Here is a 13,010-nt window from a genome sequence, read left to right on the forward strand (position 1 = left end):
TGAAAGATGGAAATAGTGTCGCTAATATCCTTATGGTTTATTCCCATTTTGATCGGCTTTATTCTTCTCTACGGAACATTTAAACGGGTGCCAACCTACGAAAGCTTTGTTGAAGGCGGGAAAGAAGGCATAAAAATTGCGGTTTCCATTATTCCGTTTTTGGTTGGCATGCTTGTAGCCATATCAATCTTTCGTGCCTCCGGAGCGCTTGAATATTTTATGAACTTAGTCCGCCCTTTTTTAGAAGCGATTGGTGTACCGGCAGAAATTGCACCGTTGGCGATTATCCGTCCTATTTCCGGGAATGCTGCTCTTGGGATGACAAGTGATCTCATAGCGGCCCATGGCCCGGATTCATTTATTGGCAGATTAGCAGCCGTTTTGCAGGGAAGTACTGATACTACCTTCTATGTGTTAACGGTATATTTTGGGGCAGTCGGGATAAAAAAAATGGGTGATGCTCTAAAAGTCGGACTACTCGCCGATTTAGTCGGAATCATTGCAGCTATTCTTGTTGTTATTCTAGTATTTTAAAAAAAGCATTGACGCTAATTAATCATAAAATTAGTGTCAGTGTTTTTTTATATTGGCTATGTTAAAGATATGTTTAGTTTTGGCACTTGTTGATTGCAGTGGAAGGCACGAAAACTCCTCGAAAATATAAAAAATGTCGTATTGTCTGTATTATTTATCACTTTTATTTTGAAAAAATAACATATTGTGGCATAATTCAAGATGAAAGATTTGAAATACGATGGAAGTTATGTATTAGAGGTGACTAGATGGAAAGACTGCAAAAAGTAATTGCTCATGCTGGTATTGCATCAAGAAGAAAAGCAGAAGAAATGATTCTTGATGGAAAAGTTAAAGTAAATGGGAAAATAGTAAAAGAGTTAGGAATAAAGGTATCCTCATCTGATCGAATAGAAGTTGAGGGAATACCAGTAGAAAAGGAAGAGCCGGTTTATTTTCTTTTTTATAAACCACGCGGAGTGATTTCCAGTGTTCATGATGAGAAGGGGAGAAAAGCAGTTACAGATTACTTCCCGCAGATCAAACAACGGATTTATCCAGTGGGTAGGCTTGATTACGATACATCAGGATTGTTATTGCTGACAAATGATGGAGAATTCGCTAACCTATTGATGCATCCAAGAAATGAGATTGAAAAAGAATATATTGCAAAAATTAAAGGGATTCCATCAAAGGAGCAGGTAAGAAGCCTGGAAAAAGGGATCATGCTAGAAGATGGTAAAACGGCACCAGCACGTGCCAAAATGCTTTCACTTGATAAAAGGAAAGGAACTTCGATTGTTCAATTAACCATTCACGAAGGAAGAAACAGACAGGTGCGCAGAATGTTTGAGGCGATCGACTGTCCGGTCATGAAGCTTCGTCGGGAAAGGTATGCTTTTTTGACACTGCATGGACTGAAAGCAGGAGAGGCAAGAGAGTTGACTGCGCATGAAGTAAAACAGCTCCGCGTGATGGCAGAAAATTCATAGAAGTGTCACAATTGGTTTTCTTACAAAAACAACATGGGGATGTTGAAAATGGTATAATAGTGTCAAACTACGCAATTTTCTGATATTATACTAGTAAAGCATGTATCATTCTAGAAAAGGAAAGTTGTTTGGGGAGGGGGAAACATAATGAAGAAACGGCGCTTATGGATAAGAACGGTTATTCTATCCTTGTTGGTTTTAGCTGTCGGATATTCATTATATGCAAACGCTACAAAAGATAAAGTACAAAAAGTAGAAATCGGCGAGAAAGCCCCAGATTTTGAACTTGTTGATCTGAATGGTGAAAAACACCGTCTATCAGATTACGAAGGACAAGGTGTATTTTTGAACTTCTGGGGAACATTCTGCAAGCCATGTGAGGAAGAGTTTCCTTATATTGATCATCAGTATCAGCAATTTAAAGGTCAAGGTGTGCAGGTGTTGGCTGTAAATGTGGGAGAAACAGAATTTGCTGTCAATCAATTTATGAAGCGTCTTAACTTAACTTTTCCGACCGTCATTGATAAAACAGGAGATGTTCAAACTGCATATGGAATTAACCCTTTACCGATTACCTTCCTAATTGACAAAGATGGTAAAGTAGTAAAATCTCATACAGGTCAATTGACTGAAGCGATGGTAAAAGAATTTATGGAACAAATACAGCCATGAGCATGGGGAGTTTTATTATATGAATGAGGTAAAGTGTGATTGTGGGCACGTCAATCCACACGGAACAATATTGTGTGAGGCGTGCGGAAAAGTACTTAATGAATTGGAGACAGACCAACAGCTGCTGGATATGAGGTATGAGGGAAGCGCACGGCGTTCACAGACCTATAATAAGACTATCATTGATAAGATTTGGAATTTTTTCTCATCTGTTAAAGTAGGCGTAGCCTTGATTGTTGTGACTCTTATTGCTTCAGCACTTGGAACTCTTTTTCCACAGGAGATGTATATACCTCCGACCATTCCAGCTGCTGAATATTACAAGGATCAATATGGAACAATCGGTCAGCTATATTATGAACTTGGATTTCATAATTTATACAGTTCTTGGTGGTATTTATTATTAATTGCTTCTATAGGAGTTTCACTTGTTATTTGTTCATTAGACCGCGTCGTACCACTATATCGGGCATTAAAAAAACAAAATGTAACAAGACATGAAGGCTTTTTAAAGCGTCAGCGCTTGTTCGGTATTTCAAAGGCCGGCCGCTCAGAGGAAACGTTTAATCAAATAAAAGAAAAATTACAGTCGAAGCGTTACCATGTAAGAGAAGAAAATGGAAATATCCTTGCTGAAAAAGGCCGGTTCTCCAGATGGGGTCCATACGTTAACCATATTGGTCTTATTATCTTTTTGATTGGAGGAATGCTTCGTTTTGTACCGGGAATGTATGTTGATAAAGTTCTCTGGCTCCGCGAAGGGGAGACGAAGGTTATACCGGAAACCAAGGGCGAGTACTATTTAAAAAATGATCAATTTGTTCTTGAAGTGTACGATTCCAAGAAGGATGGGGAAGTATTCGATGCTGCCCTTGAACAATCAGGCATGGTTCCTAAAAATTATCAGTCAAATGTAACCTTATATAAAAAGAAAGGCAACTCCATTCCGGGAGAAACACCTGAGCTTGAAAAAGTGAAAGATGAACAGATTCGAGTAAATGAGCCATTGAAATTTGAAAAATTTGCTGTCTATCAATCTGAATATAAGCTGAATCAGTTAGAGAAAATGACATTTGCTTTAACAAATAAAGCGACAAATGAAGAATATGGCACCTTGACGATTGATTTATTACATCCTGAAGAAAAATATGTTCTTTCAGAAGGGTATTCCGTTGAAATGTTAAGTTATTTTCCTGATTTTCAATTTAATGAAGATGGAGAACCTTCAACAAAGTCAAGTGTCCCAAATAATCCTGGTTTTGTTTTTAAAATGGTTACACCTGATAAACCGGAAGGAGAAGTTAGTTTTGTCGCAATCCGCCAGAACATTGAACCTTTTGGTGATAATCAATATAAAATGTCCTTTAAGGGAATTGAAACCCTAAATGTTTCCGGGTTGACGATTAGAAAGGATTTAACGCTTTGGATTCTTGCACTAGGCGGTGCCATTTTTATGATTGGTGTTATACAGGGTGCCTATTGGAACCATCGCCGTATTTGGATTCGGAAAGAAGGCGGTGAAATATGGGTAGCCGGACATACAAATAAAAATTGGTACGGACTTAAAAAGGAAATTGCAGCCGTGTTAGAAGGAACTGGTATTTCAGAGCCTGATGATCAACTAGATAAAGAAAAGAACGGTTAAGGGGGAAATAGGTTGGTTAACCTAAGTAGTAATTTATTATATACAGCTTTCGTTCTCTATTTAGTTGCTCTAGTTTTTTTTGGAGGGGCGATTAGGGACAAGCGAAGTCTGCAAGAAAAGAACAGCTTAAATCGTTGGGCAAAAATAGGAATTGGTGTTACAATCATCGGCTTTGTAGCACAGCTGGGGTATTTTATTACGCGTTGGATTGCATCTGGACATGCGCCCGTAAGTAATTTGTTTGAATTTACAACCTTTTTTGGTATGGCACTTATCGGTGCATTCATTGTCATCTTTTTTATTTATAAAACTCCATTACTCGGTTTATTTACTTTGCCGATAGGTATTCTCATAATAGCTTATGCTAGTATGTTTAACAAAAATATTACACCGTTAATTCCTTCGCTGCAGAGTGATTGGCTGCATATTCATGTGACGACTGCAGCTTTGGGAGAAGCGATTTTAGCAATTAGTTTTGCGGCTGGGTTAATTTATCTTGTTAAACATGTTGATCAGTCAAAAAGGAGCAAAAGTACTTTTTGGCTAGAAATGGTTATGCTTGGATTAATTTGTATTATTGGTTTTATATCTGTGACAACTTCATTTTCGGTTATAGATTATAAGGCAGGCTTCAATTGGATTGATAAGGGCGGTGCTGAAGCAGAAGTGGAATATACAATGCCGGCACTTGTTGGACCGCATGAAGGGGAGCTTGTAACAGAAGGTAAATTCGAACCGCTTCTAAATATGCCGGCCATCATCGATGCGAAGAAACTAAATACAGTCATATGGTCAGTTGCTGCAGGTTTTCTATTATACGGTATCCTTCGCCTGATCTTTCGAAAACGTATTGGAGCGCTGTTAAAGCCGCTTGTAAAAAACATAAATTCTGATCTTGTTGATGAAATCAGCTATCGGTCCGTCCTAATCGGGTTCCCTGTATTTACATTAGGAGCTTTAATATTTGCTATGATTTGGGCTCAGATTGCCTGGACACGTTTTTGGGGTTGGGATCCAAAAGAAGTTTGGGCATTGATCACCTGGCTGTTTTATGCGGCGTTTTTACATTTACGTCTTTCAAAGGGTTGGCATGGTCATAAATCAGCCTGGTTGGCAGTGATCGGATTTGTAATTATTATGTTTAACCTAGTTGCTGTCAATTTAGTAATTGTGGGCTTACACTCATACGCAGGTTCATAATAAACCAAACAATTAGCCTCACTTACTAAGTGCAGGCTTTTTTTTAAAAAGAAATATATTGTGCCTTAAATCATAGATAAAGCCCGTTTCTTTATGTACAATATACTTGCTAGGAGGGTATTCTTTTGGATAAAAATGTGAAAATATTAGTTGTAGATGATGAAGAAAGAATCAGACGCTTATTAAAGATGTATTTAGAAAGAGAAAATTATGAAATTGAAGAAGCGGAAGATGGGAATGAAGCTTTGTCAAAGGCATTGGCAAATGATTATGATGTGATCCTTCTTGATTTGATGATGCCAGGTAAGGATGGAATTGAGGTTTGCCGAGAATTGCGTGAAAAGAAAAGCACCCCTGTCATTATGCTAACCGCAAAAGGTGAGGAAGTAAACAGAGTCCAAGGCTTTGAAGTAGGTACAGACGATTATATCGTAAAACCATTTAGCCCCCGTGAAGTTGTTTTACGGGTGAAGGCATTGTTAAGACGATCGGTCAAAACAAACTATATTCAAACAGAACCTGTTACAAAAGATATCATTGTTTTTCAGCATTTAACAATCGATAATGATGCCCATCGAGTCATTGCGAATGGACAAGAAGTCAGCTTGACACCTAAAGAATATGAGCTGCTCTTTTTCCTTGCAAAATCCCCTGATAAAGTTTTTGACCGTGAACAATTATTAAAAGAAGTATGGCATTATGAATTTTTTGGCGATTTACGTACTGTCGATACACATGTAAAGCGTTTACGTGAAAAATTAAATAAAGTTTCAGAACAGGCAGCTAAAATGATTATTACTGTCTGGGGTGTTGGTTATAAATTTGAGGTAACAAATGAATGATGTTTTGGCGGAGTGTAGTTGTTAAGCTTTGGTTTACCATTCTTTTACTCGTTTCGTTTATTCTTTTTATCGTTTCCATAATGATTATGGAATTTTTACAAAACTATTCATCATCGCAAAATGAAGAAAATCTCGTCAATAATGCTGAAAAAGTTGCAGAAATTGTTGAAAAATATGATCTTCCCACTGCGTTGGACTTTTCATGGGAATTAATTGACGACGTAACAAATGCTACAATAGTCCTGAGTCCTAAGGAGTATTATTCTTCACCTAAAAAGGAAAATACAGTAAAACTTCCTGTTACATATTTTTTTGACGATAACGAATTAGCTCAGGTAATGAAGGATAAGGAAACAAAAAGTATCGTTACATCTTTTTCTGATAGCGTGAAAAAGGGAGATGAAACACAACTTGTCATTATAGGTGTTCCATTAAATCGCCAAGATGGTCAAAATGGAGCTGTATATATTTATCAATCAGTTGAAGTAGGAGAAGAAACAGCAAGAGAAACAACTAAATTTATTTTACTTGCTGCAGGAGTAGCAATTATTTTAACAACCTTTTTTGCTTTCTTCTTATCAACTAGAATAAACGCGCCGTTAAGGAAGATGAAACAGGCTGCATTTGAGGTTGCAAGGGGAAAATTTGATACAAAAGTCCCTATTTTAACCCGTGATGAAATTGGGGAATTAGCGACTGCTTTTAACCAGATGGGCAGACAGCTACAATTCAACCTAAACGCTTTAAGTCAAGAAAAGGAACTCTTGTCCAGTATTTTAAGCGGGATGGTAGATGGTGTCATCACTTTTAATCGTGATGGTACAATATTGATGACCAATCCTCCAGCTGAATTATTTTTACAAAGCTGGTATTTTGAAAAGAAAAATCAGGAAAATAGTACTGGTGCAGTGCCGACAAAAGTAATGGAAATGTTTGAATTAGCGGTAAGTACAGAAAAAGAGCAGATAGGAGAAATTACTCTGCAAGGGCGCTATTGGGTCATGATTTTGAGCCCGCTGTACAGCCATAAGAATATTCGTGGCGCTGTTGCCGTTGTGAGAGATATGACGGAAGAACGTACACTGGATAAAATGAGAAGTGATTTTATCGCTAATGTATCCCATGAACTAAGGACTCCGATTGCGATGATGCAGGGCTACAGCGAAGCTATTGTTGATGATATTGCAGAATCTCATGAAGAGAAAAGGGAAATGGCTAAGATTATTTATGATGAATCACTGCGAATGGGCAGACTTGTAAATGAATTGCTGGATTTGGCCAGAATGGAATCTGGGTATTTTAACCTAATGATCGATCAGGTAGAAATAGGACCGTTCTTGGATAAGATCAAACGAAAGTTTCAAGGTTTGGCAAGGGATAAGAATATTTCCTTATTATTTGATAGAGACAATGGTGAAGATATCTTCCAATTTGATTCGGATCGAATTGAGCAGGTGTTAACGAATTTAATCGATAATGCGATTCGTCATACTCCCGAAGGTGGGGGAGTTGTGATTGTTGAACGTAGTGATGAAAGAGGGCTGCATATTGAAGTAAAAGATAATGGAGCCGGTATCCCAGAAGAAGATTTGCCATTTGTTTTTGAACGATTCTATAAGGCTGACAAAGCAAGAACACGCGGTCGTTCTGGTACAGGACTTGGGCTTGCTATCGCAAAAAATATTATTGAAGCACACCATGGCCATATTACTGTACAAAGTATTCTCGGGAAAGGGACAACTTTTTCGTTTCATATTCCACGAAATGCGAGAAAAAGCTAAAAATTTGCCGATTGATCTTGATTCACAAGAAACATGAAGGAAGGATTTTTATCCTTCCTTATTTTTATGGACTTTTAAATCATAGTGAGAGACGGGTTTTCTATTTCATTAAACTTGATTGCGAAATAATCAAGTTTTTTTGTATAAAAAATTCCTTTTCGCAGCATTCTAATAGATGTGTTTTTGCATGCACACAACCATTTGGGTCCCATATACCCTGAAGAGGAAATAAAAAGGAGTGACACATATACGTAGTTCTAAATCCAGCAAGACTAACATAGTGTGAAAAGAGGTACAAGAACAAGGAGGAAAAGAATTGCGAGAATACATAAAGCGTTTTTTGATTGCTGGAATAATGGCTGTGTGTGTTAGTTTATTATTCTTTGGAATTAAACACGCGGAAGCTGCCAGTAGCATAAACGAGATGACAGCCGATTGGATGTGGCCGTCTGCTGGAGTCATTACCGATTCTTTTGGTACTAGACAGGGACAACATATGGGGATTGATATTGCATCATCCCCTGGTACTTCTATCTATGCAGTTGATAACGGCTTGGTCTCTAAGTCGTACTATTCAGATACATATGGAAATGTTGTGTTTATCAAGCATAATGATAACTTTGAGACAGTATATGCGCATTTACAGGAAAGAACAGTACAAGAGGGGACAAGGGTGAAGCGAGGCGATTGTATAGGAAAAATGGGCAGTACCGGCGATTCATCTGGTGTACATCTCCATTTTGAAGTGCACAAGTCACATTGGACGGTAGATAAAAAAAATGCCCTTAATCCTATGCTGGCATTAGGGGAGGTAAAGATTGGACAAGCAGTTGCTGCAGCCCCAAAGGATCAGCAGGTAATTGAAACGGCTGGGCATTTAATGGATGAAACAAAAGCTACATATGTCGTTAAAGCTGGTGATACATTATATTCAATAGCTAAAAAAACAAACATAAGCGTTACAGCATTAAAGGCAAAAAATGGTTTAATAAATGACCTTATTATTCCACAGCAAAAGTTAATCCTGAAATAAATAAAAAAGAACAAAAGGACAAGCTGTCTTTTTGTTCTTTTTTATGTTGAAGCCTAAAGCCTTTTTAGGAGATTTTTGTCGGAAAAGTGGCAGAGAAAAAGTTTTATTTAAGGATTTTCTACTGAGTTATTCACAAGGAAGTGATCTTTCAGTATAATTAATCTGTAAAAACAAAATAAGATCTGTCTTCGGGGCAGGGTGAAATTCCCGACCGGCGGTGATGAGAACAGACTCTAAGCCCGTGAGCCTGATTTTTAGGCAGGATTTGGTGCAATTCCAAAGCCGACAGTAAAGTCTGGATGGGAGAAGATGGAGGTTTGGCAGCATTCAAAAATTTTTTTTAATATTTGAATGTTTATTAGGCATACCTTCGTACAAAATTCTCCCTCAAGTGATTCTGCTTGAGGTTTTTTAATGGGATTTTTTGCGGGTATCAATAGGCTAAACCTACTTCTTTGGAGATGATGGATCCAAAAGAAGGAGAGAGAAAAATGGTTAAAGGACAGAACAAAGTAAGAGCATTAGTATCAATAGCTATGTTAAGCAGCATAGCATACGTTTTAATGTTGGTGAATTTTCCAATTCCGCCATTTCCAAACTTTTTAAAAATTGATTTTAGTGATCTTCCTGCGTTAATTGGCGCCTTAATTTTTGGACCAATGGCAGCTATATTAGTGGAATTGTTAAAAAATATTCTCGATTACTTCATGACAGGAAGTGAAACCGGTGTCCCTGTCGGACATATAGCAAATTTTATTGCAGGGCTTCTTTATATCCTGCCAACCTATTATATCTATAATAAAATCAAAACAAAAAAGGGCATGTCATTTGCTTTAATCGTTGGATCTATTTTAATGTCAGTGATTATGAGTGTACTAAACTATTATATTATATTGCCGGCGTATACTTATTTCCTTAATTTTCCTGCTATGAGTGCAGCTGAAATACGTCAATATATTGTTGCAGGTATTTTGCCGTTTAATTTAATCAAAGGCTTGGCCATGTCGCTTGTGTTTATGATTCTGTTTACAAAAATGGGTACATGGCTGAAAAAACAAGCTTCTTATAATGAGTATAAAATTAATGAGTATAAAATGAAAAAAATATAAAGGATAAAAGCACCCATATGGGTGCTTTTATCCTTTATATTTGAAATCTTTGTCAGATTAAATCACTGTCAAAAAAAAGCCCCCTAGCAAGAGGGAGCTTATTATTTTAAAAATTATTCAAATTTAGTTGCATCTCCGTCAAATGGCTCGTCAGCAACTTTGATTGAATCTGTAGGACAGCCATCAAAAGCATCCATCATATCATCAATTAAAACATCAGGAATTTCGACAGTTCCTTGGTTCTCATCAAGTGTTACAAATGCAATACCTTCATCATCATAATCATAAATGTCAGGTGCTGCTGCCCCACATGCTCCACATGCGATACATGTTTCTTTGTCTACGATAGTATATTTTGCCATTAAAAAAACCTCCCAAAAAATATAAACTTTTTATTGTTATCGTCTTAACGAAAATATTTCAACGATAAACTCTTTTCAATCCCTATTGTAAAGCTGTATGAAAAACTTTTCAATAGAAAAAATATTGAGAATACCATTTAAGCTTTTTTATTATGAAAAACATGGAACATATATTATAATAACTAGTTCCACTGTTTCATGATATGATGAAAAAGAATAGGATTCTGTGATTTGTGTTACAAAATCTTCAAATTTTGACAAAAAAGAAACTGCATGGTGATAAAATGAATCTAACCTTTAATCAACTAATGATCTTATATTGTTTACATAAACTACAGGGTGAACGAACGATCTATTCCATTTATCATTTAATACAGGGTAAAAAATCCTCGCAGACGATTCAGGATGCTCATTTATTTCATTTAACCCCTTTTTTTCAAACAGATACGAATATGAGCAGACTATCATTGGAAAAAACAGTTACCATATTGTCTAAAGAACAGCTAATTGTTGAAAAAACTGACCTGCATTATGCTGTCACATCGAAAGGGGAGCAAGAGCTCTCGAAAATGCTGGCGGAAACACCGATTCCGATTCATTTAAATGGATGGAAATATCAACGAACAGCCGCTTTGTTTTGGGAAAGATTGTCCCTAGCTGTTCAAGTTATTTCGCATTTAAAAAAACGAGAATCGAAATATATCCCTGTTCAAAGAAAAGCAGAACCCCTTTTGTGGATGAGACAATTTCTTAAACAAAACAGGTTGAGCAGAGATGCACTCGGATTACAGTTGTACCAAGAATTGGTTTCTTTACTTGAAAGCGATTCTTCTATTGAGCCTGATTATATTGTGATAAGACTGAGTGGATATCAATCCTTTGGTTTAACAGAATCCCAAGCAGCAAAACACTTCCGAATGGACTTATCCTATTACCATTATCTTTTTTTAAGTATGCTCCATTACATAACTGGGTATATTGAAAAAAATCCAAGTCAATTCCCAATTTTACATGCTTTTCTGGATAAACAACAAAAGCATAACTTAACGAATTCAACGGAAAAAACCTATGCTTTATTAAAACAAGGAAATTCCGTTACTGATATTATGACCATTCGCGGCTTAAAAAAAAGCACAATTGAAGATCATCTTGTTGAATTAGCATTAAATATTGAAGAGTTTTCAATTAATCCGTATGTATCAATTGAAAAACAGGAATTAATCAAGAAAGCGGCAAAAGAAAGGCAAACAAAGCAGCTTAAACAGATTCGAAGCCTTGTTTCAAATGCGGATTACTTTGAAATTAGACTTGTATTAGCAAAGTATGGTGAAGAATTATGATGCTGGAAAAGTATTTAACTCATTATTTCGAATATACCTCCTTTCGTCCAGGACAAAAGGAAGTGATTACCTCTATTCTTGATGGATTTCATACGATGGCGATGTTACCGACCGGTACAGGTAAATCACTTTGTTATCAGCTGCCTGGTTATTTGCTGGATGGTCATGTCCTTGTTATTTCCCCGCTATTATCTTTGATGCAGGATCAAGTTGAGCAGATGAAAATGAATGGCGAAAAACGTGTGGTGGCGATTAACTCTTTTCTTTCCGGAGGAGAAAGAAAAAGAGTCTTTAATCAGTTGGATCAATATAAATTTATTTTTGTATCACCTGAAACATTAGCTAATAATAAAATCATTGACATCCTTAAACGTTTAAACATTTCTTTATTTGTAGTAGATGAAGCACATTGTATTTCGCAGTGGGGATATGATTTTCGTCCCGACTATAGCAAGCTTGGTAATGTCCGGAAACAATTAGGGCAGCCGCTGACATTAGCCTTAACGGCTACAGCAACAAAACGAGTTATACAGGACATTATTCAAACGCTGGAGCTTGAGCATTGTAAAAAGGTGCTTTCTTCAGTTGACAGGCCCAATATTGCTTTAGCCGTCCAAAAAATTGACAGTCATCATGAAAAATGGGATGTGCTCTATGATTATGTATCAAAATTTGATAAACCGGGTATTGTTTATTTTTCAAGCAAGAAAATGGCGGAAGAAGCAGTTGAGTTATTACAGAATAAGGGCATCCCACGAGTGATGGCCTATCATGGCGGAATGGATCAAGAGTCTAGAATTTTGATCCAGCAGCAATTTCTTCATGATCAACTTGATATTATCTGTGCGACAAGTGCTTTCGGTATGGGCATTAACAAAGAAAATATTCGTTTTGTTATTCATTTTCATATGCCGCAGCAAATGGAATCGTACTTACAAGAAATAGGGCGGGCAGGAAGAGATGGAAGGTCAAGTATTGCTGTGCTCCTATATGCTGCAGGTGACGAGCAACTCGCGTATCAACTGGCAGAGTCGGAAATGCCTTCTCCGGAACAGCTTGATTGGATAGCGAAAGTGTTGAAAACATCAAGCGATCTTTCCTATTATCAGATACCTTTTCAAGATGAACTGCAACGAATGGGTGGATTTACAGAGATTCAATGGCGGATGTTATGTGATTACTTATTGCGGATTGAAGGAACGGAAGATGACGTGAACAAGGTTTTTGGTCATTACAAAAAAGAGTTGGATAATAGGAGGACATTAAAACGGGAAAAAATTGCTTTTATGACAAACTGGAGCAATTCTAAAAGCTGTAGAAGAGAAAAGATCCTTGAATATTTTGGCGAGGGACCGGCGGGACAAAGGCCTGAAAACTGTTGTGATATTTGTGGACTGGATTGGAGTAAATTTGATAAATCTCCGACTCTTACCAAGAATAATGGCGAATTTAGTTGGAAACAACGGTTAGCTGATATATTATTAAACTAATAGAAATTTTTTTAACCAAACCTTAATATTA

The 13,010-nt window shown here is 37.0% G+C and carries 12 protein-coding genes and 1 riboswitch; of the genes, 11 read left to right on the forward strand and 1 reads right to left on the reverse strand.

Annotated elements, in window-relative coordinates:
* Positions 1 to 6 precede the first annotated feature (6 nt).
* The 9 genes from R4Z09_RS07730 (at position 7) to R4Z09_RS07770 (ending at position 9,787) form a co-directional block, all read left to right on the forward strand.
* Positions 7 to 534 (forward strand): spore maturation protein, encoded by a 528-nt coding sequence (locus tag R4Z09_RS07730; protein ID WP_338451751.1) that lies wholly within the window; start codon positions 7 to 9, stop codon positions 532 to 534.
* A gap of 248 nt (positions 535 to 782) precedes the next feature.
* Positions 783 to 1,505: a pseudouridine synthase gene (locus R4Z09_RS07735; protein ID WP_338451752.1), complete on the forward strand. Its 723-nt coding sequence runs from the start codon at positions 783 to 785 to the stop codon at positions 1,503 to 1,505.
* A gap of 147 nt (positions 1,506 to 1,652) precedes the next feature.
* Positions 1,653 to 2,177, forward strand: a complete 525-nt coding sequence (gene resA / locus R4Z09_RS07740; protein WP_338451753.1) for a thiol-disulfide oxidoreductase ResA — start codon at positions 1,653 to 1,655, stop codon at positions 2,175 to 2,177.
* A gap of 19 nt (positions 2,178 to 2,196) precedes the next feature.
* Positions 2,197 to 3,822 (forward strand): cytochrome c biogenesis protein ResB, encoded by a 1,626-nt coding sequence (gene resB, locus R4Z09_RS07745; protein ID WP_338451754.1) that lies wholly within the window; start codon positions 2,197 to 2,199, stop codon positions 3,820 to 3,822.
* Between the two features lie 12 nt (positions 3,823 to 3,834).
* Positions 3,835 to 5,022: a c-type cytochrome biogenesis protein CcsB gene (ccsB, locus tag R4Z09_RS07750; RefSeq protein ID WP_338451755.1), complete on the forward strand. Its 1,188-nt coding sequence runs from the start codon at positions 3,835 to 3,837 to the stop codon at positions 5,020 to 5,022.
* A gap of 125 nt (positions 5,023 to 5,147) precedes the next feature.
* The gene (locus R4Z09_RS07755; RefSeq protein ID WP_338451756.1) at positions 5,148 to 5,864 is read left to right on the forward strand and encodes a response regulator transcription factor; all 717 of its coding nucleotides are present in this window, start codon (positions 5,148 to 5,150) and stop codon (positions 5,862 to 5,864) included.
* Positions 5,861 to 7,645, forward strand: a complete 1,785-nt coding sequence (locus R4Z09_RS07760) for an ATP-binding protein (RefSeq protein ID WP_338451757.1) — start codon at positions 5,861 to 5,863, stop codon at positions 7,643 to 7,645. Before R4Z09_RS07755 ends, R4Z09_RS07760 begins: the two co-directional genes overlap by 4 nt.
* 316 nt (positions 7,646 to 7,961) lie before the next feature.
* The gene (locus R4Z09_RS07765; protein WP_338451758.1) at positions 7,962 to 8,678 is read left to right on the forward strand and encodes a M23 family metallopeptidase; all 717 of its coding nucleotides are present in this window, start codon (positions 7,962 to 7,964) and stop codon (positions 8,676 to 8,678) included.
* Positions 8,679 to 8,858: 180 nt separating this feature from the next.
* Positions 8,859 to 8,993, forward strand: a riboswitch (FMN riboswitch).
* Positions 8,994 to 9,169: 176 nt separating this feature from the next.
* Positions 9,170 to 9,787, forward strand: a complete 618-nt coding sequence (locus R4Z09_RS07770; protein WP_338451759.1) for an ECF transporter S component — start codon at positions 9,170 to 9,172, stop codon at positions 9,785 to 9,787.
* A 113-nt stretch (positions 9,788 to 9,900) separates the two neighbouring features.
* Here the strand turns inward: R4Z09_RS07770 and R4Z09_RS07775 are convergent, their stop codons facing one another.
* Positions 9,901 to 10,149 carry a ferredoxin gene (locus R4Z09_RS07775; RefSeq protein WP_338451760.1) on the reverse strand — a complete coding sequence of 83 codons (249 nt, stop codon included), beginning with the start codon at positions 10,147 to 10,149 and terminating at the stop codon, positions 9,901 to 9,903.
* 233 nt (positions 10,150 to 10,382) lie between these two features.
* On the opposite strand from R4Z09_RS07775, the gene R4Z09_RS07780 reads away from it, so the two are divergent.
* Together R4Z09_RS07780 and R4Z09_RS07785 are read left to right on the forward strand one after the other, a co-directional pair.
* A complete protein-coding gene (locus R4Z09_RS07780) occupies positions 10,383 to 11,489 on the forward strand; it encodes a helix-turn-helix domain-containing protein (RefSeq protein WP_338451761.1) in 1,107 nt (368 codons plus the stop codon).
* Positions 11,486 to 12,979 (forward strand): ATP-dependent DNA helicase RecQ, encoded by a 1,494-nt coding sequence (locus R4Z09_RS07785; RefSeq protein WP_338451762.1) that lies wholly within the window; start codon positions 11,486 to 11,488, stop codon positions 12,977 to 12,979. The genes R4Z09_RS07780 and R4Z09_RS07785 overlap by 4 nt, the downstream gene beginning before the upstream one ends.
* The last annotated feature ends 31 nt before the right edge of the window (positions 12,980 to 13,010 follow it).

The sequence above is a fragment of the Niallia oryzisoli genome, from assembly GCF_036670025.1.
In the GTDB taxonomy this organism is placed as follows: Bacteria; Bacillota; Bacilli; order Bacillales; family Cytobacillaceae; genus Bacillus_BD; species Bacillus_BD oryzisoli.

Coding starts and splice junctions, on each gene's coding strand:
- R4Z09_RS07770 (WP_338451759.1), top strand. CDS start 9,170: ATGGTTAAAGGACAGAACAAAGTAAGAGCATTAGTATCAATAGCTATG.
- R4Z09_RS07775 (WP_338451760.1), bottom strand. CDS start 10,149: ATGGCAAAATATACTATCGTAGACAAAGAAACATGTATCGCATGTGGA.
- R4Z09_RS07730 (WP_338451751.1), top strand. CDS start 7: ATGGAAATAGTGTCGCTAATATCCTTATGGTTTATTCCCATTTTGATC.
- resA (WP_338451753.1), top strand. CDS start 1,653: ATGAAGAAACGGCGCTTATGGATAAGAACGGTTATTCTATCCTTGTTG.
- R4Z09_RS07785 (WP_338451762.1), top strand. CDS start 11,486: ATGATGCTGGAAAAGTATTTAACTCATTATTTCGAATATACCTCCTTT.
- R4Z09_RS07760 (WP_338451757.1), top strand. CDS start 5,861: ATGATGTTTTGGCGGAGTGTAGTTGTTAAGCTTTGGTTTACCATTCTT.
- R4Z09_RS07735 (WP_338451752.1), top strand. CDS start 783: ATGGAAAGACTGCAAAAAGTAATTGCTCATGCTGGTATTGCATCAAGA.
- resB (WP_338451754.1), top strand. CDS start 2,197: ATGAATGAGGTAAAGTGTGATTGTGGGCACGTCAATCCACACGGAACA.